The sequence below is a fragment of the Maribacter polysaccharolyticus genome, from assembly GCF_028882255.1.
GTDB classification, from domain to species: domain Bacteria; phylum Bacteroidota; class Bacteroidia; order Flavobacteriales; family Flavobacteriaceae; genus Maribacter_A; species Maribacter_A polysaccharolyticus.
In genome coordinates, this window is sequence record NZ_JARBUY010000002.1 from 660564 (window position 1) to 686977 (window position 26414).

General features: G+C 42.1%; 25 protein-coding genes and 1 tRNA gene. 7 read left to right on the plus strand and 19 right to left on the minus strand.

The window, feature by feature from the left end; genetic code table 11:
- Window positions 1-41 precede the first annotated feature (41 nt).
- Window positions 42-791, plus strand: a complete 750-nt coding sequence (locus PHU20_RS08785) for a CDP-alcohol phosphatidyltransferase family protein (protein ID WP_274824980.1) — start codon at window positions 42-44, stop codon at window positions 789-791.
- Between the two features lie 390 nt (window positions 792-1181).
- On the opposite strand, the gene lptB is transcribed toward PHU20_RS08785, so the two are convergent.
- The 3 genes from lptB to PHU20_RS08800 form a co-directional block, all read right to left on the minus strand.
- A complete protein-coding gene (lptB, locus tag PHU20_RS08790; RefSeq protein ID WP_274824981.1) occupies window positions 1182-1922 on the minus strand; it encodes an LPS export ABC transporter ATP-binding protein in 741 nt (246 codons plus the stop codon).
- A gap of 82 nt (window positions 1923-2004) precedes the next feature.
- Entirely contained in the window at window positions 2005-2859 is an 855-nt protein-coding gene (gene tatC, locus PHU20_RS08795) for a twin-arginine translocase subunit TatC (protein ID WP_274824982.1), read from the minus strand.
- Complete coding sequence (locus PHU20_RS08800; RefSeq protein ID WP_274824983.1) at window positions 2859-3824, minus strand: KpsF/GutQ family sugar-phosphate isomerase; 966 nt, start codon at window positions 3822-3824, stop codon at window positions 2859-2861. Before PHU20_RS08800 ends, tatC begins: the two co-directional genes overlap by 1 nt.
- 194 nt (window positions 3825-4018) lie before the next feature.
- On the opposite strand from PHU20_RS08800, the gene recQ reads away from it, so the two are divergent.
- Window positions 4019-6229 (plus strand): DNA helicase RecQ, encoded by a 2211-nt coding sequence (gene recQ, locus PHU20_RS08805; protein WP_420828671.1) that lies wholly within the window; start codon window positions 4019-4021, stop codon window positions 6227-6229.
- Window positions 6230-6307: 78 nt separating this feature from the next.
- Here recQ and PHU20_RS08810 read toward each other — a convergent pair whose 3' ends face one another.
- From PHU20_RS08810 to PHU20_RS08840, 7 genes are all read right to left on the minus strand, one after another.
- On the minus strand, window positions 6308-7639 hold the full coding sequence (locus PHU20_RS08810; protein WP_274824984.1) for a carboxypeptidase-like regulatory domain-containing protein: 1332 nt from the start codon (window positions 7637-7639) through the stop codon (window positions 6308-6310).
- Window positions 7640-7714: 75 nt separating this feature from the next.
- The gene (locus tag PHU20_RS08815) at window positions 7715-7906 is read right to left on the minus strand and encodes a hypothetical protein (RefSeq protein ID WP_274824985.1); all 192 of its coding nucleotides are present in this window, start codon (window positions 7904-7906) and stop codon (window positions 7715-7717) included.
- Window positions 7890-8630, minus strand: a complete 741-nt coding sequence (rluF, locus tag PHU20_RS08820) for a 23S rRNA pseudouridine(2604) synthase RluF (protein WP_274824986.1) — start codon at window positions 8628-8630, stop codon at window positions 7890-7892. The genes PHU20_RS08815 and rluF overlap by 17 nt, the downstream gene beginning before the upstream one ends.
- A 51-nt stretch (window positions 8631-8681) precedes the next feature.
- Window positions 8682-9917 (minus strand): DUF3999 family protein, encoded by a 1236-nt coding sequence (locus PHU20_RS08825; RefSeq protein WP_274824987.1) that lies wholly within the window; start codon window positions 9915-9917, stop codon window positions 8682-8684.
- Window positions 9901-12267, minus strand: a complete 2367-nt coding sequence (locus PHU20_RS08830) for a DUF2339 domain-containing protein (RefSeq protein WP_274824988.1) — start codon at window positions 12265-12267, stop codon at window positions 9901-9903. Before PHU20_RS08830 ends, PHU20_RS08825 begins: the two co-directional genes overlap by 17 nt.
- 128 nt (window positions 12268-12395) lie before the next feature.
- Window positions 12396-13541: a serine hydrolase gene (locus PHU20_RS08835; RefSeq protein ID WP_274824989.1), complete on the minus strand. Its 1146-nt coding sequence runs from the start codon at window positions 13539-13541 to the stop codon at window positions 12396-12398.
- Between the two features lie 14 nt (window positions 13542-13555).
- Entirely contained in the window at window positions 13556-13795 is a 240-nt protein-coding gene (locus tag PHU20_RS08840) for a hypothetical protein (protein ID WP_274825181.1), read from the minus strand.
- Window positions 13796-13996: 201 nt separating this feature from the next.
- Between PHU20_RS08840 and PHU20_RS08845 the strand changes: the two genes are divergently transcribed.
- The 5 genes from PHU20_RS08845 to PHU20_RS08865 all read left to right on the plus strand — a co-directional run bounded on the left by PHU20_RS08845 (window position 13997) and on the right by PHU20_RS08865 (window position 20443).
- Window positions 13997-14935, plus strand: coding sequence for a peptidyl-prolyl cis-trans isomerase (locus PHU20_RS08845; RefSeq protein WP_274824990.1), 939 nt, complete (start codon window positions 13997-13999; stop codon window positions 14933-14935).
- Complete coding sequence (locus tag PHU20_RS08850) at window positions 14919-16370, plus strand: peptidylprolyl isomerase (RefSeq protein ID WP_274824991.1); 1452 nt, start codon at window positions 14919-14921, stop codon at window positions 16368-16370. The genes PHU20_RS08845 and PHU20_RS08850 overlap by 17 nt, the downstream gene beginning before the upstream one ends.
- Before the next feature lie 5 nt (window positions 16371-16375).
- Entirely contained in the window at window positions 16376-17329 is a 954-nt protein-coding gene (locus PHU20_RS08855; protein WP_274824992.1) for an AAA family ATPase, read from the plus strand.
- A gap of 177 nt (window positions 17330-17506) precedes the next feature.
- Window positions 17507-19774 (plus strand): aconitate hydratase, encoded by a 2268-nt coding sequence (locus PHU20_RS08860; RefSeq protein ID WP_274824993.1) that lies wholly within the window; start codon window positions 17507-17509, stop codon window positions 19772-19774.
- Window positions 19775-19885: 111 nt separating this feature from the next.
- Window positions 19886-20443, plus strand: coding sequence for a TlpA family protein disulfide reductase (locus tag PHU20_RS08865; protein ID WP_274824994.1), 558 nt, complete (start codon window positions 19886-19888; stop codon window positions 20441-20443).
- Window positions 20444-20490: 47 nt separating this feature from the next.
- Here PHU20_RS08865 and PHU20_RS08870 read toward each other — a convergent pair whose 3' ends face one another.
- The 9 genes from PHU20_RS08870 to PHU20_RS08910 all read right to left on the minus strand — a co-directional run bounded on the left by PHU20_RS08870 (window position 20491) and on the right by PHU20_RS08910 (window position 26395).
- A complete protein-coding gene (locus tag PHU20_RS08870; protein ID WP_274824995.1) occupies window positions 20491-20943 on the minus strand; it encodes a sterol desaturase family protein in 453 nt (150 codons plus the stop codon).
- A gap of 1 nt (window position 20944) precedes the next feature.
- Window positions 20945-21784: a phytoene/squalene synthase family protein gene (locus tag PHU20_RS08875; protein WP_274824996.1), complete on the minus strand. Its 840-nt coding sequence runs from the start codon at window positions 21782-21784 to the stop codon at window positions 20945-20947.
- A 9-nt stretch (window positions 21785-21793) separates the two neighbouring features.
- Window positions 21794-23254: a phytoene desaturase family protein gene (locus PHU20_RS08880; protein WP_274824997.1), complete on the minus strand. Its 1461-nt coding sequence runs from the start codon at window positions 23252-23254 to the stop codon at window positions 21794-21796.
- A gap of 23 nt (window positions 23255-23277) precedes the next feature.
- Entirely contained in the window at window positions 23278-24177 is a 900-nt protein-coding gene (locus PHU20_RS08885) for a MerR family transcriptional regulator (RefSeq protein WP_274824998.1), read from the minus strand.
- 186 nt (window positions 24178-24363) lie between these two features.
- Entirely contained in the window at window positions 24364-24633 is a 270-nt protein-coding gene (locus PHU20_RS08890; protein ID WP_274824999.1) for a GIY-YIG nuclease family protein, read from the minus strand.
- A gap of 94 nt (window positions 24634-24727) precedes the next feature.
- Complete coding sequence (locus tag PHU20_RS08895) at window positions 24728-24997, minus strand: GIY-YIG nuclease family protein (protein WP_274824999.1); 270 nt, start codon at window positions 24995-24997, stop codon at window positions 24728-24730.
- A 38-nt stretch (window positions 24998-25035) separates the two neighbouring features.
- Window positions 25036-25119: transfer RNA gene (locus PHU20_RS08900), tRNA-Leu, on the minus strand.
- A gap of 78 nt (window positions 25120-25197) precedes the next feature.
- A complete protein-coding gene (locus PHU20_RS08905) occupies window positions 25198-26139 on the minus strand; it encodes a L,D-transpeptidase (RefSeq protein ID WP_274825000.1) in 942 nt (313 codons plus the stop codon).
- 19 nt (window positions 26140-26158) lie between these two features.
- Window positions 26159-26395: a hypothetical protein gene (locus PHU20_RS08910; RefSeq protein ID WP_274825001.1), complete on the minus strand. Its 237-nt coding sequence runs from the start codon at window positions 26393-26395 to the stop codon at window positions 26159-26161.
- Between the last annotated feature and the right edge of the window lie 19 nt (window positions 26396-26414).

Below are 26414 nucleotides of genomic sequence, written 5' to 3' on the forward strand. Positions count from 1 at the left end.
GCTTCGTAATATTTGTATTATTTTTACGTAAACATTTTTATATGAAACGCCATATACCCAATTTCCTTACTTTGATGAATGTTTTTTGTGGAAGTGTGGCCACGGTCTTCGCTGTTTTGAACCAGTTGGAACTTGCCGCATTTTTTGTCTTTCTAGGGATTATCTTTGACTTTTTTGACGGAATGGCAGCCCGTATTTTAAATGTGAAAAGTGAATTGGGATTGCAATTGGACTCATTGGCCGATGTAATTACCAGTGGACTTGTTCCTGGTATCGTTATGTTTCAATTATTGGGCATGTCGATGAGTGGGGGGTGGAATGTGAATCTTTCTTCCGAAATTGCCCACGATACTTTTTGGGTCGGATTGAAGGTTGCTCCATTGCCCTTTTTGGGATTTTTGATTACCATGGCCTCTGCATACCGTTTGGCCAAATTCAATATAGATGAAAACCAGACAAGCTCCTTTATAGGTTTGCCGACCCCGGCCAATGCCTTATTGATCTTATCCCTACCGTTGATATTATTATATCAGGGTAATGATATTTTAAACAGTGTTATCCTTAACCAGTGGTTTTTGATCGGGATCACCTTGTTAAGTACCTATTTATTGAATGCGAAAATCGAATTGTTCGCCTTGAAATTCAAGACATGGAATTTCAAGGATAATTCGCAGCGTTATATTTTCCTTATCGTTAGTTTGGTGTTGCTGATGACCATGAAGTATTTGGCCATTCCGGCGATAATCGTTTTTTATGTCCTTAGTTCGTTGGTGGGGCGTTTACAGTCCTGACGTATCCCCTTCTTTGGGCCCCTTTGGGCTTTTAATGACGTGATTACTGCTTTTTCACAAAAAATGTCCCATTAATTCCACTCCTGGCATTCCAGATCCCAGCCCATTAGGGCCATCAGGAATACGGATCTTCTTTAAGGTAATCGCTCCTTTTCATCATGTCGGTAATCTGGTCGTAGCGCTATCGGGTTGACCTGCCCATTAAGGGCTACTTTCGTATGGGTATATGGGTCATTGCCTAATGGAGAACTATTGAACGGACAGGAAATTAGGGTGCGAACAATAGGTTGATGCCTTACTGGGACCTATAAAGTGTAAGGATGGGAATATATGCGCAACGGAATCCACGCGGGAAAACGGACAAAATTAAAAAGGGTTGCCGTTGGTTGCTTAAAAATCCAACTTCTTTTTACGCAGTTCAAAGTTTTGCCCCAGGTATACCTTACGCACCATTTCATCGGCTGCAAGATCTTCGGGAATACCTGATTTTAGGATACCCCCTTCGAACATCAAATAGGAGCGCTCGGTAATCGCCAAGGTTTCCTGAACATTATGGTCGGTAATCAAGATACCGATATTCTTATCTTTTAAATGGGCCACGATCCGTTGGATATCCTCAACGGCCACGGGGTCGACCCCTGCAAAGGGCTCATCCAACAGAATGAATTTAGGGTCGGTGGCAAGGGCCCTGGCAATCTCGGTCCTTCGTCGTTCCCCTCCGGAAAGTAGATCGCCCCTGTTTTTTCGAATATGCCCAAGACCGAATTCCTCTATGAGCGATTCCATTTTCATGCGTTGTTCTTTTTTGCTCAGGCTTGTGAGTTGCAGAACGCTTAGGATATTCTTTTCAATGCTCAATTTGCGAAAGACCGAAGCTTCCTGTGCCAAATAGCCAATACCGTTTTGGGCCCTTTTGTACATCGGGAAGTTGGTTATTTCCATGTCATCCAGATAGATGTTTCCACTATTGGGTTTAATAAGCCCGACGATCATGTAGAACGAAGTCGTTTTTCCAGCTCCATTGGGCCCAAGGAGTCCAACGATTTCCCCTTGGTTGACTTCCAGTGAAATGCCTTTAACAACCTGTCGCCCTCGATAGGCTTTCATAATATTATCTGCTCTGAGCTTCATATATGGCTTTGGATAAAATCAAACATAACATCCATCAAATCTAAATCTAAATACTGGGAGATGTCGTTTTATTCATGGTTTTTTAACCTTTTTTAGTATTCTTGGCGGCCATCCTGGCTTCTTTTTTGGCTTCGGACTTCAAGACCATTTTTGAAATATAGATGCTTACTTGGTATAAAATAAGAACGGGAACGGCTACGATTATTTGACTCGCGACATCCGGAGGGGTAATTACAGCCGATAAAATAAGGACGATGACCAAAGCGATTTTTCGATATTTCTTCATCAAATCGGGAGTGACCAATCCTATTTTGGTTAAAAAGTATATCAGGATAGGTAGTTCAAATAGGATGCCACATGCGATTACCGAAGAACGTACGGTAGCGATATAGGATCCTATGTCAAACTCGTTCAGTACCAATTCACTGACTTGATAGGTGCCCAGGAAATTGATCGATAGTGGCGCAACGACGTAATAGCCGAAGAGTACCCCGATAAAAAACAGAAAAGAAGCGATAAGGATGAAACCACGGGAGTTTCTCCGTTCCTTTTCGTACAGACCCGGACTGATGAACTTCCATAATTCGTAGAGAACATAAGGGAATCCCAAGATGAAACCTGCCCAAATAGAGGTCCAGATATGGGCTGAAAATTGCCCCGACATTAAACGGCTCTGTATGGTAAACGGTAATTTTTCGGCACAAAATGCCGAGTCGAAACCTAAGGAGGTCGCTATCTCACAAAACAGGCGATAGGTAGGGAAGTCCATTTTTGAAGGCCCGAAAATGACGGTGTCAAAAATAAAGCCTCTCATAAGAAAAGCTACGGCCCCAATAATGACAATCGCCAGGGTAGCGCGTATCAGATGCCATCGCAATTCCTCTAGATGATCAAGAAAAGACATTTCGTCCGGACTTTTTGCTTCGGTTTTTGCCATTATAATATGCCTTCGTTAATTAAGTTGTGTAAATGGACGATACCTTTATAAACCCCTTTTTCAACTGCCAATAACTGGGAAATCTCATTTTCTTGCATCAGTTCAAGGGCCGTAATGGCCAGTTTTTTGGTTTCAATGGTCTTGGGGGAAAGGGTCATGATGTCCTTGGCCTTTAATCCATTGATGTTTTCATATTTATTCAACATTCTACGAATATCCCCATCCGTGACCACTCCTACAAGTTTTTTTTCATGTATGACGGCGGCCACACCCAACATTTTTTCGGAAATCTCGACGATGACCTTGCGAATATCGGTATCTATGTCAACTTGGGGTTTCATGTTGGTTTGTACAATGTCGCCTACGGTAAGGTACAAGCGTTTGCCCAAGGAGCCACCTGGATGGTATTTGGCAAAATCCTTGCTGCTGAATCCCTTTGATTCCAATAAACAAATGGCCAATGCGTCGCCCATGACCAATTGCGCCGATGTGCTGGTCGTAGGTGCGAGATTGTTGGGACAGGCCTCTTTCTCTACAAAGGTGTTCAATACGTGGTGGGCTTGTTGGGCCAGGAACGAATCGGTATTTCCGGTCATCGCGATCAGGATATTTTTACCTCTTTTGATCAAAGGAACCAGCATTTTGATCTCTGGAGTATTGCCGCTTTTGGAAATGCATATCACGACGTCATCGTCCTGTATGGTTCCCAAATCACCATGTATGGCGTCACCTGCGTGCATGAATACGGCCGGTGTCCCCGTAGAATTCAACGTGGCCACTATTTTGGTGGCGATTATGGCGCTTTTACCGATCCCCGTGATAATGACACGTCCTTTGGAATTTAAGATCCGATTTACCGTTAATGCAAAATCCTCATTTAGGAGGTTTGCCAAATTACCTATGGCCTTACTTTCGGTTTCAATGGTTTTTCTGGCTAATTGAAGTATGGTATCTGAATTGTTCAATGTATATTTGAGGTTAAGGATTGTAATCCTAATAAAGAATGTATTATATTTAAGTTTACAAAATTACATAAACTTACTATTATACAATAGTTAAGTTTTAAAGGATATTAAGGTGCAATTTGTATAGTAGGATAAAACACCTTATCTTGAATGAATATTGGTTGATGACCTAGGTCATTGAATATGAAGAACAGATGGCAAAAAAGGAGATGGGGCTAAATGATATGGATATACATGCCTCGTTAAAAAAGTATTTCGGATTTTCCCGATTCAAGGGACTACAGGAAGAAGTAATCACAAACATTGTTAAGGGCAATAACACTTTCGTCATAATGCCGACGGGCGGCGGTAAGTCACTTTGCTACCAATTACCGGCCTTAATGAAGCAGGGTACGGCCATTATCGTATCCCCTTTGATTGCTTTGATGAAAAACCAGGTCGATGCAATACGCGGCATTTCGGATAACCATGGCGTTGCCCATGTGCTTAATTCCTCATTGAACAAAACTGAAGTTAAGAAAGTAAAGAGCGATATCTCGAAAGGGGTGACCAAGCTGCTTTATGTTGCTCCGGAATCGCTTACAAAGGAAGAGTATGTCGATTTTTTGAAAACACAGGAAATTTCTTTCGTGGCGGTTGATGAGGCGCATTGTATTTCGGAATGGGGGCACGATTTTAGACCGGAATATAGAAACCTGCGTACCATTGTGGGTCGATTGGGTGAAAATATACCGATCATCGGTTTGACGGCAACGGCTACCCCAAAAGTGCAGGAGGACATTATCAAGAATTTAGGGATCAATGATGCCAAGGTTTTTAAGGCTTCGTTCAATAGGCCCAATCTATTCTATGAAATTCGACCTAAAACGGCGAATGTCGACGCGGATATTATTCGGTTTGTCAAGCAAAATCAAGGTAAATCGGGCATTATCTATTGCTTGAGCAGAAAACGGGTAGAGGAATTGGCACAGGTTTTACAGGTAAACGGGATCAGTGCGGTTCCTTATCATGCCGGTTTTGATGCCAAGACGCGATCAAAGTATCAGGATATGTTTCTTATGGAAGATGTTGATGTTGTGGTCGCGACCATAGCTTTTGGTATGGGTATCGACAAACCCGATGTTCGTTTTGTCATTCACCACGATATTCCAAAAAGCATCGAAAGTTATTATCAGGAAACCGGTCGCGCCGGTCGGGATGACGGGGAAGGGCATTGTTTGGCCTTCTATTCCTATAAGGATATCGAGAAACTCGAAAAATTCATGTCCGGGAAGCCTGTTGCGGAACAAGAGATCGGAAATGCCCTGTTGCAAGAAGTCGTCGCCTATGCGGAAACCTCCATGTCCCGAAGAAAATTCATGCTTCACTACTTTGGGGAAGAATTTGATGAGGTGAATGGGGAAGGTGCCGATATGGATGACAATGCACGTAATCCGAAGGAAAAACAGGAAGCAAAAGACGATGTCGTTAAAATATTGCGCACCGTTGAGGAAACCAGTGGCAAATTTAAATCCAAGGAAATCGTAAAAACCATTATCGGGCAGGTGAATGCCTTGATATCTTCCCATAAGGCCAATGAAAAATCGGTTTTTGGGATAGGTTCGGACAAAAGTGAGAATCATTGGATGGCCTTGATACGGCAAATGTTGGTCGCCGGTCTTTTGAAGAAAGAAATAGAGTCGTACGGTGTCCTTCATGTTACCGAAAGCGGAAAGGCCTTCCTTGCCCATCCCACATCGTTCATGATGACCAAGGATCATGAGTACAGCAAAGAAAGGGATGAAGCCATTGTAAGCGCCTCAAAAGGTGGTGTTGCCGATGAGAAACTCTTGAAGCTCCTGAAATCGCTTCGAAAAAAACAGGCCGACGCACTAGGTGTGCCTCCTTTTGTAGTGTTCCAGGACCCCTCTTTACAGGATATGGCTTTAAAATACCCCATTACCATGGAAGAGATGTTGAACATCTATGGGGTAGGAGAGGGTAAGGCCAAAAAGTATGGAAAACCCTTCCTTAAGGCCATTGCAGAATATGTGGAAGGGAATGACATTATTCGGCCAGACGACCTTGTCGTCAAAAGTACAGGCGCAAATTCAGGGCTTAAACTCTATATTATCCAGAATGTGGATCGCAAACTGGATCTGGAGGATATTGCCTCGGCCAAAGGACTTGAAATTTCTGAGCTCATCAAGGAAATGGAGCAAATAGTCTATAGCGGTACAAAATTGAATATCGGTTATTATATCGATGAGGTTTTGGATGAAGATCAACAGGAAGAGATCCATGACTATTTCTTGGAGGCCGAGACCGATGATCTTGAGGAGGCCATGCAAGAGTTCGATGGGGAATATGAAGAAGAAGACCTTAGGTTGTATCGGCTTAAATTCATTAGTGAAGTGGCCAATTGATCGAATCCATTATTACGGAATAAAAAGAAACGTCCTGAAATATCATCAGGACGTTTCTATTCTATGTCCCTATCGGTTTTAAGGAGCTGTACTTCCCTCGTTGGTATTCGACTTTTTAAGTTGGCGTTGTATTTTCTTTATTGCCGACTCTATCGATTTTTCCGGTTCGATGATGTTGTATTCGCCCCAGAAATCGGGGTCTGAAAATCCTACCGCCTCGTCTTCCAAAATAATGGAGGCCTTGATCCGTTCCCTGGCCTTGGGCATATCGTCGGTTAGGTTCTTTTCCCAATCGGTAACGGCCATTTCGCAAGATAGGCTATAGACCGAGTTGAAGAGTTTTTTATCCCAATCGATTTTGAATTCCAACAGTACATTGCTGTATCCATAATACCATTTATTGTCTTTTTCCCGATAGTCTACCCGGTAGGCGACCTTGGTGGGCCATACCCTTGCATTGGCGGGTTTTTTACGAACGAATAATTTAGCGGCCTCGTACTTGTTGGTAATGTTCAGTTCGTAAATCGCACTGGTAAGTATCTTACGTTCCGGATCAATGAATAATTGACCTGTGTATAATTGGTGGGTGATATTGGGTTTTTGGTTGAACTTGATCACGTAAATCTGTCGGTTGTCGATCCGGGTGGAGCGTTCGAATTTAAAATCATAGTAATCCAAGGCATTTTCATGGAAAATATACTCCGGGTACTTCATGACGTCTACATGGAGGGTATTGAAGGGCCCTCCTTGTAATTTGAGCGCAATGGTATCCAATTTGCTGTAATCGGTGCTTTTGCGTGCTTTGTATAAGGTGATCCCATCATTTTTACTTGAATTATAGGGGGCTTTATAGATATTGACCACAGCTTCGGAAAGGGAGACGTTTTTCTTTCTTTTTTTTATGGTTTCCCTATAAAAGGCGGTCATTAAGGTGGGGTCGTTAAAATAGTTCTGTCCTTTTCTGTTCAGGGTTTCACGCACCAATTCCTCAGCATCCTTGGGAATACTTAAACTGACTTCGCTTAGGGCTTCCACAAAAACATCCATATAGATTTTGTTCTTATCTTCACTGAATTCTGAAAGCGGGATCGTTTTGGTCCTGTAGCCCAAGAAAGTGACCGTAACGTTGCCCGATTCCATAGTGGACGGAACCTTTAGCACGAATTCGCCATCCGTATTGGAAATTATGCTAATGTTCGTGTTTTCAACTGAAAGGGTGGCAAAAACCAAGGGATTTTTGGTGTCGGCATCCATGATTTTACCCTTGTACTGCTTGTATTCCATTTCTTGCTCTTGGATATCTTGGAAAAAAGCGAATGCTTTGGGTGTGCCTATCAATCCTATGAACAAGAAGGCGAACAGTAGGATTTTGCAGGTCTTTATGGACGGTTGTCGGATTTTATTTCTCATGATCGAATTTTAAATGTTGAGTAGCTTATATGCCTTAAACAAGTTAGTGATTTTTAGTTGAATAAGTTGTTAAATTTAACTTATAAACCCGTCAGATGCTTGCTGCTCCGGAATCTCTAAATCGCTTAAAGATCCCAATTCGTTCGTGATTTGGCAATGATTTATATCAGCGTGTATTCGACTACCCGTAAAATCGTCTTGGGGTGTTATCGAAGCTTTCCTTGGCGCTGTTAAGGGGGTGTTGGTGATATCAGGAAATATCATCATGGGTTTTGGAAGAGGTCGCTACAAGCCGGTTTATTTCGGCCAATTCCGCTGGGGTAAGATCCCTCCACTTCCCAACGGGAACGTCTAACTTAACATTCATGATACGAATGCGCTTCAGTTTTTTAACGTTGTATCCCAAATATTCGCACATACGACGTATTTGTCGGTTTAAGCCTTGGGTAAGGATGATCTTGAATTGGTATTTGCCAAGGCTTTCAACCTCGCATTTTCGTGTAACGGTATCCAAAATGGGAACCCCATTACGCATTTTTTCTAAAAAATCTTGGGTAATCGGTCTGTCAACGGTGACTAAATATTCTTTTTCATGGTGGTTTCTCGCACGGAGTATCTTATTTACGATATCACCATCATTGGTTAAGAAAATGAGTCCTTCACTGGGCTTATCCAATCTTCCGATCGGGAAAATACGTTTCGGATAATTGATGAAATCGACGATATTGTCTTTCTCGACCCTTGTGTCCGTGGTGCAGACAATGCCAATGGGTTTGTTGAATGCGAGATATACGGGTTTCTCTTTAGGTTCGGATATGAGTTCTCCATCCACGCGAACCTCGTCCCCTGGAACGATTTTAGTTCCCATTTCGGGAACGGAGCCATTGATGGTCACCCTACCTTGATCGATTAATTTATCGGCCGCTCTACGGGAGCAATAACCAACTTCACTTAGGTATTTATTGATTCGGGTTTGTTTGGGTGCTGACATTCGGGACGTTTCTTGGTGTGACTGCAAATTTACGGTTTTCCATCTCAAAAATCAGGATTCCTTTTTTGACATCATTTTAAGGGTGAATCCACCCAAAACAAAAATGATGGTCCCTAGGATGCCCCAAAGCCAAAGTTTGTTTTTGAACAAGGGGGTAGGTTGCGCTTTCTTTTTCTTTGGAATGCGTATTTCATTTCCCAATCCGACATTGTCCAAAGTTTCGGGGATGTTCTTACTGGTATATGCAATGTCGTAATTTGGAGTGTGGGCATTGGCATTTCCATAGACCAAAAAGTAATCCCGATTTTCGGAAAACCGGGTTATTAACCAGTGAACATAGCCTTTAACCTGTACATTCTTAATGTTGAGGGGTTGGTTATCATGGTCTTCGATTATGATCTTCAGTTTCCGGGCCATAACGGAATTGAACCTGAATCCGTTCTTTTCAATCGAATTGAGTGTACCTCGGTAAAGGGTTCGGTAACCGTAGTGTGTCCCTTTTTCGGTATTCGTACTGTCCAGGGCATATTGAATTTGGAAGGATCGATAATAATCGAATCCATTTTCGATATCCAGGTTGAGAAAGCTTATGGGGGCCCTTTGGTCCATGTCTATGTCCAGAATGGTTTGTTTTAGATCCTTGTCCCTTGAAATCCCAACATGGGCAATGTCCATGCTTTTATATTGGGCTTCAATATCCTGGTTCAAAAAAATATGTGCACCTTGTAATTCAGGAGCTATCCCGCTTTTGAATGATATGCGATAATATCGGAATTTTGCATTGGGGAAGTTCAAATGGGTAAACCGGTAATCGGTTTGCTCGTTTTTTACGGATAGGATTCGGGAATCCCTTAAAATCGTAAACCAATCGGACTGATCTTGACTGCCCTCCAAAGTAACTTTCCAGTCAAAGTTTTCAGTGGCGAAATCCAAAATGATTTCGTTTAAGCTTTCATGGGTAGGGACTTCGAAAGTAAAGTAATGCACCTTGTTTTTCTTGGAAACATTGATTAATTCAAAAGGAAGTTCATGTTGTACACGTTCCGCTTTTCCCACCTTCAAAAGGTAAGGGGCTTCTATAGTGTCGTTTGGGGATATTCCGAATATCCGAATATCGGAAAGGTCGTTCGATACCCCATTGAAGACAGCAGTGGGCAGTTCCAGGGCATGCCACTGTTCCGTGATGCCCACAATTTTCCTTTTGGCACTATATTCGCCCATTTGGGCATAAGATCGTAGACCGAAAACGAGTAAAATAAAAAGAAGGGGGCTATACACGATCTTCATCCGATATTCTTTTTTTGTATTTGTTGTACAGAAAGGAGATGATCAATAACAGCATTCCCAACGATACGAAGACAATGGTTTTTGAAATCGTATTGAGGGAGGCAATGTCATAGAAAAATAATTTGATCAAGGTGGTCGCGAAAAGGATCAAGGCCAATACCCGTAGTATTTTCATACCGTGCCAAATTCCCAAAATCACCAATAAAAGGGCGTATGATCCCCAAAGGATACTGAGGCCGAGCTTGTAACTCTGGTGCGAACCGGCTATATCCATCCAATGCAGTAATTCGCTGCTGGAAACCCAGATGATCGTCATATGGAGTATAACCACGAAGGGGATGTTGGGTTTTGTTTTAAGGAAGGGTTGTCGGATCAATTGGTAAAGGCTTGCGATTAATAGGGCTAGGAAACCAAAGCATACGTATCGAACGATCAAATTAAAAGACCCAATCCCATAATATTGCGCCAAGGGCTGGTCTAAATAACTTTCCCTTAACTCGCTCAAAATATACAGGCCCATTGTCAAAAAGGCAAAAAGTGTAAAAAGGGCCGCAGCGATGGTACCGATGCCCAATACCCGATGGTGTAATTTTTTAATGTTAATGAAGTTCAATAGGGATACGAATACCAAGGAATAATTGAGCAACCAGATATGCCCCATATATTTAAGATCTTGGTTATAGGTAGAGCGGTCAAGGCCATTTTCTTCAACCAGCGCAACTTTAGAGCCTTCATACAAGGTGTCCCAATAGTAGTATATTTCCAGAAAGAAGCCCATGTAGAGTACGAAAAGCAATATGCTCGGAATTAGAAAGGACACGATGCCGTATAGGGTGTTTTTCGCTGTTGTTGCATCTGTTTTTCCTGTTCTTGTGTGGGTCCATTGAATAAAGCCAAAAGCGGCTGCCAGCAATAGTGAGGTTAGGAAAGTTGTGTTTAGGACGGGATTCATTCGTATGGCATTGGAAGGGAAGGAGGTATAACCCATGATCCAATCGTGACATAGACTAAAAAGTGCTAGAACCATTAAGGGGTAGGATAGGTTTTCGTACACCGTAACATTTCTTTTTCGGCCTATCCAAAATAGCAAGGCAGCTTCAAAGCCCCAAAGTAAGGTGACCCAATTACCATCCAACTGAATGGGAATGGAGATGGTCAGGAATACCAAAACCAATCCGGAAACCAAATTATACAGGTTTTGGTCTGCCAATTTTCTTTTGTGGACGATCACACTTACTATAAAATGCACTACCGCATTGCCCAAGGTATAAACCCCGAAAAGTTGTGCTCCGGTCTCACTTTCCGAAAGTAGACCATAGCCCAAACCGAAAAATATGAAAGAGTTGCTCAATAGCAGGGTTATATCCGATTTTTTGAATTTTTCAGTGGCTTTCAGTTTATAGGACAAAAAAGTGGCATAGAAAATCAGGAAGAAAATCAAGCAGAACAGTAAGGCCGTGGTGTAATATTCTTCATAAGCATAGGAGAACGCCAGCCAACTGCCAAAAATCAACCAAGTAATTATGAATGATGAAAAATAGAGGGGGCTCCAATATTTTTTATAAGCGATAACAAGGATTCCGATATTGATGATGCCCATATAACTGAATAGGGTGTCTGGGCTACCGGTGTCGTTACTTAGGAGAAAAGGAACCGCATAGGCACCCACAAGTCCTATGTGGGCAATGAGTTGATTGTCGTAATGGAGTGCCGCAACGACACCAAAAACGGTAAAAATGAGCATAAGACCAAAGGCGGTGGCCTGTGGAAAGAGTCCATAAAAACCATAGGCGGCAAAGGTTATGAAATAAAGGGTGGCAAGGGCACCACTAACCAGAACGGCACTGTAATTGGTATACTTGGTTTTTAGCTTTATTCCAAGACCGAGTAAACATAAGCCCGCCAGGTACCCCAGTATGATCCGGGTCAATGGACTTATCAAATTGTTGTCTATCGAATATTTGGCCCCGATGGCAATACCCAAGACCGTAATGATGATCCCAATTTTATTGATCAGGTTCTCTCCTATGAATTTTTCCCAATTCGATTTGATCTTTGGTTTTCGAAGAACCTTTGTCGGTGGTTGTGGTGTTGTTTGCGGTGGAACGATCGGTTCCTTTTCGGCATCATTTACCCCTTTTGCTTTGCTGATTTCAAGGGGTGGCAATTGGTTTTTGTCCCGCTTGGGAAGTGGGGGACTTGCTGTTTGGGCATCCCCATTTTCCCTTTTTTCCAAAGCTTTGATTTCTTGATGCAGGGACATTAGTTCTTTGGCAAAACCCTCTTGCTTGCTTAAAAGTGCCTCTAATTTTTGCTTGAGCTCCTCAATACGGTTTTCATGTTCCAACATATAATCGGTTAACTGTCAATTAAAGAATTTAAAATCAGGTTTTAGTTCTAGGGGCATCAATTTAACGGTTATATCCCAGATTTATTGATTTTGTGAGAGCCAAAGTATGGGTAAACAGTAATGGCGGTCTATTCTTGTCGTGTTGAACGTAATTCATAGGTGTAGATCTCTTGCCCCAAGGCGGATAAAAAAGGAATGCCGATAGTATCATATTCATAAGTGTTGTCATTGAAGATGTGGTTGTCGTTGACCAGGATCGTTGCCGTAAGTAGGAACTCCACTTTGTTTGTGGTGTCCTTGATATAGGCACAATCGGTTAAAGTACCGTATGCATAGCCCACTTTGTTAAATATTTGGATGTGTGCCGGAAGGTCTTCATTACTGTCGCCGAACATAAAGAATTTCACATAGCTGTCATAATATTCAGGGGTAGGGTATCCTGCTTCTTTGGGCAGCATCCTCATGGTCTCAAGAAGAAAATTCCGCTGTGCCGTTGTTAGCTTGAAGCGTTCATTTTTATGAAAACCATCCGGAAAAATGAGCCTTTTCATCACACGGTGTTGGGCGTTGATAGGGTAGTGGTTCTTTAAACCGAAATCGAAGGGTTCGTCGATCACTATATCATCTTCATAATACCCCGTTCCCTTGCGTATTTTGTTTAATTCCAATGGAACGGCAGGGGTGTTGATGGTGTTCTTCAGCATGGTTGTGGTACTGTCATTCAAGTACACTATCAATGGTTTGGTCGTAAGTTCATAGGGGTTCTCGGTTGACAGTCGGTGGGAAATACGAACCGAATCGATCCCTTTTTCCCGTAAGGTGTTATTGATGGCATCCTGCCCCAGGAACTCGAATAAACGGTTGTTGGCTTCATTGTCACTGACCACGAAAATTTTTGTGATATCGGAAGCAAAAGTGGTTTCCACCGAATCGCCTTCTACGTAAAATCGGGTATCTTTGTCAAGGGAATCCAATACGTTCAATTTTTCCAGGGCCAGTACGGCTATGGGCAGTTTTACGGTACTGGCGGGGTAGAAATAATTAGTGCTATTGACCTGAAAATCATAGTCCTTAAAAAAAATACTGTCCTTATCCCGTAGGATTTTGCTGTATTTTATTTGCACCTCATAAGGAGGCAAACTGTCCATGATCCGTTTTATCCTGGGATCTTTGGAAGCCAGGGCGTAATCAAGGGCATTGTTGGCTTGTGGTTCTTTTTTGCAGGCCCCTAGAAAACACATCGAACATAGGAACAAAATTATTTTTTTTGTCATTTTGTTAAGGTTGGTCATTCTTGGTACACTTCCCCACGATGGGGTTTTAAAGCATCCCGAACCTTAAGCATGTCTTTTTCCTCAACGACCATATAGGCCAGACAATACATGTCATTGACCACTTGGTGTCCCGTGATTTTGGGTTCAAAATCTTCCAATAAAAGATATTCCTTTAAGTGTTTTTCGTGATGTTCGGCCGTCTTGGCTGCAGCCGGACCCCTAAAGTCCCAGATAAGTTTTATTTTTCTGTTCATGGCGTTCCTCGATCTTTCCATTTCGATAGGTCTAAAATACTTCTTTTTGGAGAGTTCGACGATGATTCCCGTTTTTAAGTGTAAACGGGTTTTGGCTTTTTCATTGTAGGTGATCGGGTTACGGGTAATTTATTTTGCAAAGTGGCATAGGTTGCTTTTATTATGTGGGCAACTCTCCGTATGCATTGAAGGATTGTGTTAATGAAAGTTTATATAGCTTGTTTTACAGGGAGTATTTATTATTTTTGCGGGATGCTTTTTAATTTAAAAAATACAGGCCTTTTAAGATGTTCCTGTTTTATTTTGGTCCTGTTCTTGGTGTCGTGCGATTCACTATGGAAAGAAAGCCATGACGGGGACCCCATTGCAAGGGTAGGGGAATTGTATTTGTACAAAGATGAAATCGCCCCACTTTTGACAGCGAATATGAGTCAGGCGGATAGTGCCTCGTTTGTGACGGACTATATCAATAATTGGGCCTCCAAGCAACTCTTGCTTTCAAAAGCCAAAATAAATCTGTCCGAAGAAAAACTTGCGGAATTCGATGCTTTGGTGGAAACCTATAAGACCGATCTTTATACCCGTGCCTATAAAGAGGCACTGGTGCAACAGAGCAGTGATTCGGTAATTAGCCGATCGCAAATGGAGGCGTTCTATGAGAAGGAAAAAGAGAATTTTAAAATAAGGGAAAAATTGGTCAGCCTGAGGTTTATCCATTTACCGCTTCAATTCATGGATAAGGAAACGGTTATTGAAAAATTAAAGGATTTTAAGGAAGAGGATGTCCGGTATTTGGATTCCATAGGCGTGCAGTTCAAAAAATTGAATTTTAACGATTCGATATGGGTTAGCGTCTCAAGGGTTCGGGAAGAAATTCCGCCCTTGACCCTTGAAAATCAAGATAGATACTTAAAAAAATCACAATTTTTTGAATTGCAGGATTCATTAGGGGTATATTTGGCAAAGATTACGGGGGTCTTGGAAATCAATGACATTGCTCCCTTGTCCTATATAGAGCCATCCATTCGACAGGTACTTCTAAATCGCAGGAAATTGGACTATATTCGAAAATTGGAAACAGAAATAATAGATGAAGCTATTAAAGAAAAAGAATTCGAAGTCTATGTACAAGACAACTAAAATCACCCTTTTATTATCCGTATTGTTCATTTCAGGAAATGCCATTGCCCAAGCATCCGGTGAAACTCCCGATACCCAAATTGAACCCCCACAACCCGAATTGCAGGCCGATAAAGGTTACGTAAAGGATTCGGTCCCAAAGTTCAAAAAAGTGAAATTGGATGGTATCGCCGCAGTTGTCGGCGATTATGTGATATTGGAATCCGATATAGAAAAGACCCTGATCGATCTTAAAAATCAAGGTGCGATGACAGAGGATATTACCCGATGCAGTTTGTTGGGTAAATTAATGGAAGATCGCTTATACGCCCATCAAGCGGTACAGGATAGTTTGCTTGTCTCCGACGATGAGGTGGAAATGACCACCGAAAGACAGATCCAATCCTTTGTGGCCCAAATGGGATCCATGAAAAAATTGCTGAAATTCTACAGGAAGGAAAGTGAGGCGAGTTTAAGGGAAGATATCAATAAGATCAATAAATTAAGGATGCTTTCTGAAAAAATGCAGAACAACATCATTTCTGAAATTGAGATCACCCCTGAAGAAGTCCGTCAGTTCTTCAATAAGATACCCGAGGATGAGCGTCCCGTATTCGGGGCGGAAATGGAGATTTCCCAAATAATAAAACAGCCGGTGGCAACGGATGCCGAAAAGCAAAAGGTCATAGATAAACTGAACACCATCAAGGCCGATGTTGAGGATAATGGTGCGAAATTCAGCGTAAAGGCGATATTATATTCCCAAGACCCCGGTTCTAAATCCAAAGGTGGTTTTTACAGCATCACCAAAGACACCGGTTTCGATAAAACCTTTAAAGATGTCGCGTTTAGCCTTCAGGAAGGTGAAGTTTCCGAACCTTTTGAGACCCAGTTCGGTTTCCATTTGATCTACATTGAAAAAATCAGGGGACAAGAATTGGATTTACGCCATATCCTGATTACCCCGGAGATTTCCCAAGAGTCGTTGGATGAGGCTAAGGCCGAATTGGACAGCATACGTCGTCAGGTCATGGAGGGTAAATATTCCTTTGCGGAAGCTGCCCGTAATTTTTCGGATGAAAAAGAAACCAAGTTCGATGGGGGATTATTGAGGAATCCCATTGATTACAGTTCCAGGTTCGAATTGACCAAGATGGATCCCACACTTTATAATCAAGTCCGGAACCTGAAAGATGACGAGATCTCATATCCCATATTGGAACAAGACCCTAGGGGTGGTGGACCCAAATACAAGATATTGAAAGTAACCAATAGGTACGATGAGCATGTAGCCGATTTTGCAAAGGATTATATTAGGATCCAGCAGCTTGCCTTGACCGAAAAGCAGTATGAGGCCATAAAGGAATGGATGGCCGAGCATATTGACGAAACGTATATCAGTGTCAATGATGCCAACAAGGACTGTAAGTTTGCGAATAATTGGGTTAAGGAATAATACTGATGTCGGACGTAGCCGCTATAAACAATCTGGTACAAAAACATGCTGCCCTTAAAAAGGAAATAGCAAAGATCATTATTGGGCAAGAAGATGTCATAGACCTGATCCTCTTATCGGTTTATACGGGAGGGCATTCCTTGTTGATCGGAGTTCCCGGCTTGGCAAAGACCTTAATGGTGAATACCATAGCCCAAACCTTGGGACTGGACTTTAAACGGATACAATTTACTCCCGATTTAATGCCCAGCGATATTTTGGGCAGTGAGATTTTAGATCAAAATCGAAATTTCAAATTCATAAAGGGACCTGTTTTCTCCAATATCATCTTGGCCGATGAGATAAATAGGACGCCACCGAAAACGCAGGCCGCATTGTTGGAAGCGATGCAGGAAAGGGCTGTGACCATAGCGGGCCAGCAGCATAAACTGGAACTACCTTATTTTGTACTGGCGACCCAAAACCCCATTGAGCAAGAAGGGACCTATCCGTTGCCCGAAGCACAATTGGACCGCTTTATGTTTGCCATTGAATTGAAATATCCGTCCATAGCGGAGGAAATCGCCGTCGTTAAGGCGACGACTTCGGATGAGACCGTAAAAATAGATGCACTTTTTAATGCAGAACAGATTTTGGAGGTGCAACATCTGATACGCCGTATACCCGTACCCGACAATGTGGTCAAATATGCGGTGACCCTTGTGAATAAAACAAGGCCCAACCTTGATACCGCCCCAGGCTTCATTAAACAATATCTTGATTGGGGAGCAGGCCCAAGGGCTTCACAGAATTTGATTTTGGGAGCAAAGGCCCACGCTGCCGTCAATGGGAAGTTTTCGCCCGATATTGAGGATGTACAGGCCGTGGCCATGGGAATTCTTCGGCATAGGGTCATCAAGAATTATAAGGCGGAAGCCGAGGGTATATCGGAAGAGGATATCATCAGAAAACTTTTTTGATAAAGGTTTTTTCCGCGTTCCCGTTAATTGAATACTTTTCAATGATTTTACCATAAAGTTGTAATTGTCTTCGACTCCTGATAAAAATCATAGTAATCCTTGAATAAAAATTTTATTAGCGACTCGGATTTTAGTAATTTCGCTTAACTAGTACGTTAATTCTAAATTTTCAATATAATGGCATTTGATATCGAAATGATCAAGAGTGTTTACTCCAACATGGCTGAACGGGTTGACAAGGCCCGCGAAATTGTCGGTAAACCCCTTACCCTATCTGAAAAAATATTGTACTCCCATTTGTGGGATGGCGAGCCTACCACGGCTTTTGTACGCGGTAAGGATTATGTGGATTTCGCCCCGGATCGTATTGCTTGCCAGGATGCGACCGCACAGATGGCGCTATTGCAGTTTATGCAGGCCGGTAAACCAAAAGTGGCGGTTCCTACCACGGTGCACTGTGATCACTTGATCCAAGCAAAAAGTGGTGCTACTGCAGATTTAAAGGTTGCCAATACCACCAGTGCCGAAGTTTTCGATTTCTTGGAATCGGTTTCGAATAAATACGGAATCGGATTTTGGAAACCGGGAGCAGGGATTATCCACCAAGTGGTTTTGGAAAATTATGCTTTTCCGGGAGGAATGATGATCGGTACCGATTCACACACCGTGAATGCTGGCGGATTGGGTATGGTTGCCATCGGAGTCGGTGGGGCGGATGCCGTTGATGTAATGGCCGGTATGGCCTGGGAGTTGAAATTCCCTAAATTGATCGGGGTTAAGTTAACCGGAAATATTTCCGGGTGGACGTCTGCCAAGGATGTAATTTTAAAAGTAGCCGGTATACTTACTGTTAAAGGTGGTACAGGGGCGATTATCGAATATTTTGGGGAAGGGGCAAAGAACCTTTCCTGTACGGGTAAAGGAACCATCTGTAATATGGGTGCGGAAGTAGGGGCAACTACCTCTACTTTTGGTTATGATGATTCTATGGAGCGCTATCTTAGGGCTACCGATAGAAACGATGTAGCCGATGCGGCCAATGAAGTCAAGGAATATTTGACCGCTGATCCAGAGGTCTATGCCAATCCCGAAAAATACTTTGATGAGATCATTGAGATTGATCTGAACAAATTGAAACCACATTTGAATGGGCCTTTTACCCCGGATTTGGCAACCCCGGTGGGTGAATTGGGCAAAAAAGCCAAAGAGAACGATTGGCCAATCGATGTGGATTGGGGACTGATCGGTTCCTGTACAAACTCTTCCTATGAGGATTTATCCCGTGCGGCATCGATTGCCAAACAAGCGGTGGCCAAGAATATAAAACCAAAATCGGATTTCGGGATCAACCCGGGGTCGGAACAAATCAGGTATACGGCAGAACGTGACGGACTGCTAAAGACTTTCGAGGATTTAGGGGCAACCATATTCACCAATGCCTGTGGACCATGTATCGGTCAGTGGGACCGTAGTGACCTTAAAGGGGAAGAAAAGAATACGATCGTACATTCATTTAACCGTAACTTCTCTAAAAGGGCCGACGGTAATCCCAATACCCATGCATTCGTGGGTTCTCCGGAAATGGTCGCAGCTATAGCCATTTCAGGTAGGTTGGACTTCGATCCAATGAATGACACGTTGGTCAATGAGGATGGAGAGGAAGTGAAATTGGATGAGCCTATGGGTATTGAACTTCCGCCTCAAGGTTTTGCGGTTGAGGATGCCGGTTATTTGGAGCCCGATGAAGATGGTTCAGGGGTAGAGGTCAAGGTGAGTCCTACTTCGGAAAGACTTCAATTATTGGACTCTTTCGAGCCGATTACGCCAGATCAATTGCAAGGGGTTAAATTGCTGATCAAGGCCTTCGGTAAATGTACTACAGATCACATTTCCATGGCAGGTCCATGGTTGCGTTTCCGTGGACATTTGGACAATATCGCAAACAATACGTTGATAGGTGCCGTGAATGCCTTCAACAAGAAAACCAACTTTGTCAAAAATCAGTTGACAGGGGAATATGGCGGAGTTCCCGATACCCAAAGGGCTTATAAAGCTGCCGGTATTAAGTCCATAGTCGTGGGTGACCATAACTACGGAGAAGGTTCTTCAAGGGAACATGCGGCCATGCAGCCAAGACATTTGGGTGTCGCAGCTGTTTTGGTCAAATCATTCGCAAGGATCCATGAGACCAACCTTAAAAAACAAGGTATGTTGGGATTGACGTTTGCCAATGAAAATGATTATGATCTGATTCAGGAAGATGATACCTTCAACTTTATCGATATTGCTGAATTCGCCCCAGGTAAACCTTTGACCATCGAAGTGGTCCATGCTGATGGTTCCAAAGATACCATAATGGCAAACCATACCTATAACGAATCACAGATCGGTTGGTTTAATGAAGGTTCTGCCTTGAATGTTATCAAAAGGGAGAATGCCGCTTAATCATTTTGCTGAAAATGGTACAAGGGTATTATTCTGAAAAATAATATTTTTATTGATAAAAACTCCCGGTTTTGGCCGGGAGTTTTTTAGTTTTGGATAAATTGCCTACCAATGAAGATCAAAAGAAAAACGGTCCTTAATATTGTATTGATCGCCATAGTCCTGTCGTTTTTTGTAACTCCATTGGGGTACTATGGAAAGGTTTTCCTTAATCGACTTTTAGCTGCTACCCCCGATATCATCAGGGAAGATTCCAGAGAACGGCTCCCCTCTTACGACTGGACACTTAAAGATGCCAATTGGGATTTTTTCAGTTTCGAAAGGTCAAAGGGAAAAGTGGTTTTCATAAACTTTTGGGCCTCTTGGAAATTACCGTCCGAAGCGGAATTCAAAGGGATACAAAAGCTTTATGATGCCTATGGGGACCAGGTTGATTTTTATGTGATCACCAATGAGGAAAGGCCTCCGGTAGAGGAGTTCATGCAGCTTAAAAACTTTACGTTTCCAATTACCTATCTAATTATTGGGGATCCGGCCCCCTTGGAAATATTGGATCCACCGGGCTCCTATATCATTGATAAGGATGGTTATATCGTAGTAAAGGAAAATGATATCGCGGATTGGGATTCAAGGAAAATCCGGGATTTGTTGGACCAATTGGTAAAGTGATGCGCAGCACCCCATAAGTCAATGACGTACTTCCGGTAAGGATGTATTCATTTCCTTTTGAAATATTTAAAAGGAACGAACAACATACCGAAACATTCACCATCCTCTTTTCCTAAATGTTTATGATGCATTTTATGCGCCCTGCGTACCCCTCGGGAGTACCAATTATTGGCATTCCTGAATATTTTGAAACGTTGGTGTATAAAGATGTCATGCACCAGGAAGTAGGCGGCCCCATAGGCCATGATGCCAAATCCAATGGGCCAGCCATACCAAAACCCGGTATTGGCACCCGCATAAAAGAAAGCGATGCTCACAACGGCATAGAAAATAAAAAAGGCATCATTGCGCTCGAACCAAGAAGCGTGGTCTTTTTTATGATGGTCTTTATGAAGACTCCATAAGAAGCCATGCATAATGTATTTATGGGTAAACCATGCCATAAACTCCATAAAGCAGAATACAAGTATAAAGATCAGTATGCCTATTGCGATATCCATTCTAAAACATATTTAATTTAAAATTGACATAGGACTTGGCCAATAGTCCCAATTTTTGATAATCGGGCACTCGGATCCTGGCCTTTCGTATCAAGGAGGACGGGGTCTTCTCTAATTTGCCCAATAATCTATTATAATATTTATAGGCCGTATATACCCCTAATTTCGCTTCTCTGGGCAACTGCTTGATGCCCGTGTAACTTCGTTGAAAATCGTCCTTTATTTCCTCGATAATCCGTTTTTTGGATTCCTCATCCAACTCATTTACATTGGTGTTCGGAAAATAGGAGCGGTGCAATACCTCAAAATCGGCCTTCAGGTCCCTTAAAAAATTAACTTTTTGAAAAGCCGATCCCAAAGACATGGCCGAATCTTTCAATTGTTCGTATTTCTCTTTGTCCCCTTTTACGAAAACCATTAAGCACATAAGGCCCACCACATCGGCAGAACCGTAAATATATTCCTGGTATTCCTTTTCACTGTAATAGGTGCTCTTGGTTAGGTCCATTCTCATACTCTTCATAAAAGACGCTACCAAATGATAGGGAATGTCATATTTGTGAAAGGTATGTTGAAATGAATTCAATATCGGGTTCAAACTGATTTTATCGGCAAGGGCCGCTTCAAGGCTTTTTTCAAAATCGTCCAAAAGCTGTTCTCTTTGGTAATCATGGAAACTATCCACGATTTCATCCGCAAAACGGACAAAACCATAAATATTATAGATATCGGGGCGTATCGAAGCCCCCAACATTTTTGTGGCAAGCGCAAATGAAGTGCTGTAGGTCTGTGTGACGATCTTGCTGCAATCATAGGATACCTTATCGAATAGTGCCTTCATTATCTTACGTTATTTTTTATTAGCGATTAATTCAGAAACCAACTTGCCAGATATCAGTGAAGGGGGCACTCCTGGGCCGGGAACGGTCAATTGACCTGTAAAATACAAATTTTTTACTTTTTTACTTTTTAATTTAGGCCGTAAGAAAGCGGTTTGGGTTAAAGTATTGGCCATACCATAGGCATTGCCCTTATAGGAATTGTACTTGGCCATGAAATCATTGATACAGAACGATTCATGAAACAAGATACTGTCTTTTACTTTTTGGCCCGTCCTGGTTTCCAACCTTTCCATGATAAGGTCAAAGTATTGTTTTCTGAGTTCCGGTGTATCTTCCAATCCAGGGGCTATGGGTATTAGGAAAAAACCTGTTTCACAATCTGCCGGCGCCATGGTCGAATCTGTTATGGAAGGAAAATTCGCATAGAACAAAGGAGCTTTCGGCCAATTGGGTTCATCGTAAATATCGTAGGTATGTTGCTCAAAATCGGTGTCGAAGAATAGATTGTGGTGCTCTACGTTTGTTAATTTCTTATTGAAACCTACATAGAATAAGAGCGATGAAGGGGCAAATGTGCGTTGATCCCAATATTTTTCACTGTATTGTCTGTGTTGTTCCTCGAGTAAGGTTTCCGAGTGATGGTAATCGGCTCCACTCAGTACGATATCGGCATGAATGTCATTTCCTTGGACCGATATACCCAAAGCGTTTCCCTTGTCGTCAACCCGGATGCGTTCCACCGGACTGTTGACATGGAATTTTACACCCAATTCCTTGGCCAAAGAATGCATGGCTTTTATGATCTCATACATTCCACCTTCTGGATGCCACGTACCCAACCCAAAATCCGCAAAGTTCATAAAACTATAAAACGAAGGTGTATTACTGGGTTTGGCACCTAGAAAAAGAACGGGGAATTCCAAGGTAGAGATCAGTTTTGGATTTTTGAATTTTTTCCTGACCTCCCCACTTATGGTCTTAAAGAATTGGTCTACCTTTAAAATGGTGTCTTTCGTAATTAGTTCAAAAGGTGACAACCCGGGTTTTAAGACTACCTTGTTTATGGCAATATCATAGTTTTCCTGGGCACTTGATATGAATTTTCTCAAAGGAATGGAGCTTCCTTTCTCGATCCGTTCAAATTCGGTACAGATTTTTTCCATGGTATCCCCGATGGAAATAGAATCTTGTTCAAAGAAGATTTTATAGGCCGGGTCCAATTTGTGCAAAGTGTAATAGTCGCGGGTCTTTTTGCCAAAATCCGAAAAGAAATTGTCAAAGATATCGGGCATCCAATACCAACTTGGTCCGAGGTCAAAAGTAAATCCTTCCTTGATCATTTGACCGGCCCTGCCCCCAATGGAAGCGTTTTTTTCATAAACGGAAACGTCATAACCCCCTTTGGCCAGATAGCAAGCAGCTGAAAGTGACGAAAACCCAGAACCGATTATGACAACTTTTTTTCCCATTTTGATTTTTGGTGTAAGGATTATTAATGTTCGATCTGTTCTATCAACTTTGTAATGGAGCTGAATATCGTTATGTTCGGGGCAAGGTTATCACTAGCTAAATATTGGGTTTGCCTACCTAACAACCACACCTCGTTTCCTGAATGCAAGACCTGCGAAAGTTCCTCCATATACTTCTTGATTTTGTCCTTGGCAGGGGCTACCGTAAAGTAAGATATGAAAATAATGTTTTCAATGAATCCTGTCAGCTCTTCTAAATTTTCCAACGGAATGGACTGGCCTAGGTAAATTGCTTTGTAACCCTGTAGGGAAACCTCATAATTCAGGTACAATAAACCTATTTCATGTATCTCATTTTCGGGAAGATATAAAACAAAGGTTTTGTCTTTTTTTGTGGGTTCGTTGAGTTGTAACTTTTCGATATTGACCTGGATCTTTTGTTTGATCAACCCCGTTATAAAATGTTCGTGGGCCGGGGTGATGGTGTCGGTTTGCCACAAAAGTCCGAGTTCGTGAAGTAAGGGAATGAAATAGTTTTTGAAAATTTCCCGGAAGGAGTGTTCGGTCAACAAACCATTGTAGGTATTGGCAAATAGTGTTTGGTCAAAATTGATCATGGCCATCTTAAAAGCGTTCAGGATATGACTTTGACTATTTTCAACGGCGACTATTTCTTGGACCTTTACGGGGATTTCAGCCTCTTTCAATTTGGCGATCTTCGATATCTTAAGCCCATTGTTGTACAATAGGGTGATATTCAAAAGTTTTTGTAAGCTCTGAAGGCTGTATGTTCTAATGTTGGTCGTTGTCCTTTCAGGGGAAAGTAAATTGTATCTTTTTTCCCAGATGCGTATGGTATGTGCTTTTATACCGGAAAGGTTTTCCAGGTCACGGATACTGAAATTCTTTTTTACATTGTTCATCTTTTACTTAAAAAGTTTAAACAAATATAGAATTTATTTTTTACGGTTATATAAAAGGAAAGTTAAAATCGGAAATTGTCCACGGATACGGAGCAAAAAAAAAGCTTCCCTTTTTACGGGGAAGCTTAAGTGCCCACGACTGGAGTCGAATGCTGACGCTTTGGTCGGCATTCTGATTTTAGCAAGCTAAACATCAGAACCAGCATCTTCGTTATATTTTATAATGAATTCCTTGGTGCGTTCTTTAGAGAGGTTTTTAAGTTTTCTTTCAAGGGCCATGGCATCGGCCCTACTTTTCTTTTTGGTGAACCAAACAAGTTTCCATGGTCGATAGCGCGCCGTGGCTTTTTCCTTTCCAGAATTATGGCGGTGGAATCGTTCAAATACATTTTTTGTCTGTCCTTTATAGAAGGTGTCAAAGGCTTCTGAATATAATATGTAAGTGTAGTATTTCATAAACGAAAAAAGCTTCCCTTTTTACGGGGAAGCTTAAGTGCCCACGACTGGAGTCGAATGCTGACGCTTTGGTCAGCATTCTGATTTTAGCAAGCTAAACATCAGAACCAGCATCTTCGTTATATTTTATAATGAATTCCTTGGTGCGTTCTTTAGAGAGGTTTTTAAGTTTTCTTTCAAGGGCCATGGCATCGGCCCTACTTTTCTTTTTGGTGAACCAAACAAGTTTCCATGGTCGATAGCGCGCCGTGGCTTTTTCCTTTCCAGAATTATGGCGGTGGAATCGTTCAAATACATTTTTTGTCTGTCCTTTATAGAAGGTGTCAAAGGCTTCTGAATATAATATGTAAGTGTAGTATTTCATAAACGAAAAAAGCTTCCCTTTTTACGGGGAAGCTTAAGTGCCCACGACTGGAGTCGAACCAGCACGTCCTTACGAACACTACCCCCTCAAGGTAGCGTGTCTACCAATTCCACCACGTGGGCATGAAATCGGTCTGCAAATATAGGAAGGTGTGATAGAAGATAAAATTTATTGGCATATTTATTTTACGGTACCCAGCCTTACGGATTCCTATGGTATACATCAGGTAAGATGATAATCGAGTCATTTGCCGTGGTTATTTGTAGATCATAACGAATTCGGAGAGGGGTGCCAATAGGGCACTGGTAATAAATGACCCAGGCATCACTTTCCTTTACCCCGATGCAACCGTTGGAGTATGCTTTTCCCAAGGTCTTGGGATTTGTGGTAGGGTGAATTAACTGTCCGTTCATGGCGCCGTTTATTTCCGTTAGTATCCATGGTATTTGGGGCATCAGGGTCAATTGACCATCATCCCTTGTCGTATAATGGAACGGCTTGCCCGTAACGGGATCATAGAAGTCGGGATCTCTTTGAAAACCTGAGATATGTCCTTCCCCGGTCAAGGTCCTTAAATTGGTGATACGATCTCCCATTTTCAGATACTTGCTTTTATTTTGGCCTATCCTTATGGGCATGGTGTACAAAGGGATGGAATCTCGATAGATTCTTAGTTTATATTCAGGCAGATTAACATCGATATTCGTTTTTGAAAATAAGGTGTTGATGGTTACGGCTTCCAAGGAGTCGGGAATCTTAAGGGTGTTCTTGGGATAAAAAACAATCATTTTCCGTTGGTCGAACACAAAGGAGTCCCTTTGGATCATATGATAGTAATCCGTATGGGCCAAGGTATCTATGATCCATGGGTTTGCGTTCACCAATAGGTGTTCGGTAAGCCGATAATTTGTTAAAGGGTCATACTGGGAGACCAAAGAGTCGATATAATTAAAATAACCTGCAATATGGATGGTGTCTTCAACAATAAGGGGGGCAATGGTTTTTGGGTAGCTTGTGGCTACCTCATCCACGATCTTTTTCTCCGGTATCGGAGCCGAATGGATCTCTAAGAATTTGGCGATCGTGATGGTGATCATTAAGAGCAATAGCAACGAGAGGGTATAGGCCAGACTTTTAGACATAAGGTTGATGGTGTTGTGTTCAGGGTTTTATGTTTTTATTCAAATGATGGGAATCGTTCACTACATAATATCCCATCGAAAACAATTCTTTCCTGACCATTTCCAGAACGGGATGTTGCTGATAATCAAATGAGATCAATCCGTTTTTATCATCAACGTCGATATTCCAAATATTTTTAAGCGTAAGGAGTCTTTCTACGATTTCCTTGTCTTTCAATGTATGGGACGTGTGTTGTATTTCAAAAGTCGTTCTCATGGATATCGGATTCTTAAAC

Coding starts and splice junctions, on each gene's coding strand:
- PHU20_RS08875 (WP_274824996.1), bottom strand. CDS start 21,784: ATGAAGGCACTATTCGATAAGGTATCCTATGATTGCAGCAAGATCGTC.
- rluF (WP_274824986.1), bottom strand. CDS start 8,630: ATGTCAGCACCCAAACAAACCCGAATCAATAAATACCTAAGTGAAGTT.
- PHU20_RS08830 (WP_274824988.1), bottom strand. CDS start 12,267: ATGTTGGAACATGAAAACCGTATTGAGGAGCTCAAGCAAAAATTAGAG.
- PHU20_RS08890 (WP_274824999.1), bottom strand. CDS start 24,633: ATGAAATACTACACTTACATATTATATTCAGAAGCCTTTGACACCTTC.
- PHU20_RS08815 (WP_274824985.1), bottom strand. CDS start 7,906: ATGATGATATTTCCTGATATCACCAACACCCCCTTAACAGCGCCAAGG.
- PHU20_RS08905 (WP_274825000.1), bottom strand. CDS start 26,139: ATGTCTAAAAGTCTGGCCTATACCCTCTCGTTGCTATTGCTCTTAATG.
- PHU20_RS08835 (WP_274824989.1), bottom strand. CDS start 13,541: ATGACAAAAAAAATAATTTTGTTCCTATGTTCGATGTGTTTTCTAGGG.
- PHU20_RS08840 (WP_274825181.1), bottom strand. CDS start 13,795: ATGAACAGAAAAATAAAACTTATCTGGGACTTTAGGGGTCCGGCTGCA.
- tatC (WP_274824982.1), bottom strand. CDS start 2,859: ATGGCAAAAACCGAAGCAAAAAGTCCGGACGAAATGTCTTTTCTTGAT.
- PHU20_RS08865 (WP_274824994.1), top strand. CDS start 19,886: ATGAAGATCAAAAGAAAAACGGTCCTTAATATTGTATTGATCGCCATA.
- PHU20_RS08845 (WP_274824990.1), top strand. CDS start 13,997: ATGAAAGTTTATATAGCTTGTTTTACAGGGAGTATTTATTATTTTTGC.
- PHU20_RS08895 (WP_274824999.1), bottom strand. CDS start 24,997: ATGAAATACTACACTTACATATTATATTCAGAAGCCTTTGACACCTTC.
- lptB (WP_274824981.1), bottom strand. CDS start 1,922: ATGAAGCTCAGAGCAGATAATATTATGAAAGCCTATCGAGGGCGACAG.
- PHU20_RS08850 (WP_274824991.1), top strand. CDS start 14,919: ATGTACAAGACAACTAAAATCACCCTTTTATTATCCGTATTGTTCATT.
- PHU20_RS08785 (WP_274824980.1), top strand. CDS start 42: ATGAAACGCCATATACCCAATTTCCTTACTTTGATGAATGTTTTTTGT.
- PHU20_RS08860 (WP_274824993.1), top strand. CDS start 17,507: ATGGCATTTGATATCGAAATGATCAAGAGTGTTTACTCCAACATGGCT.
- recQ (WP_420828671.1), top strand. CDS start 4,019: ATGGCAAAAAAGGAGATGGGGCTAAATGATATGGATATACATGCCTCG.
- PHU20_RS08825 (WP_274824987.1), bottom strand. CDS start 9,917: ATGAAGATCGTGTATAGCCCCCTTCTTTTTATTTTACTCGTTTTCGGT.
- PHU20_RS08870 (WP_274824995.1), bottom strand. CDS start 20,943: ATGGATATCGCAATAGGCATACTGATCTTTATACTTGTATTCTGCTTT.
- PHU20_RS08855 (WP_274824992.1), top strand. CDS start 16,376: ATGTCGGACGTAGCCGCTATAAACAATCTGGTACAAAAACATGCTGCC.
- PHU20_RS08880 (WP_274824997.1), bottom strand. CDS start 23,254: ATGGGAAAAAAAGTTGTCATAATCGGTTCTGGGTTTTCGTCACTTTCA.
- PHU20_RS08910 (WP_274825001.1), bottom strand. CDS start 26,395: ATGAGAACGACTTTTGAAATACAACACACGTCCCATACATTGAAAGAC.
- PHU20_RS08810 (WP_274824984.1), bottom strand. CDS start 7,639: ATGAGAAATAAAATCCGACAACCGTCCATAAAGACCTGCAAAATCCTA.
- PHU20_RS08885 (WP_274824998.1), bottom strand. CDS start 24,177: ATGAACAATGTAAAAAAGAATTTCAGTATCCGTGACCTGGAAAACCTT.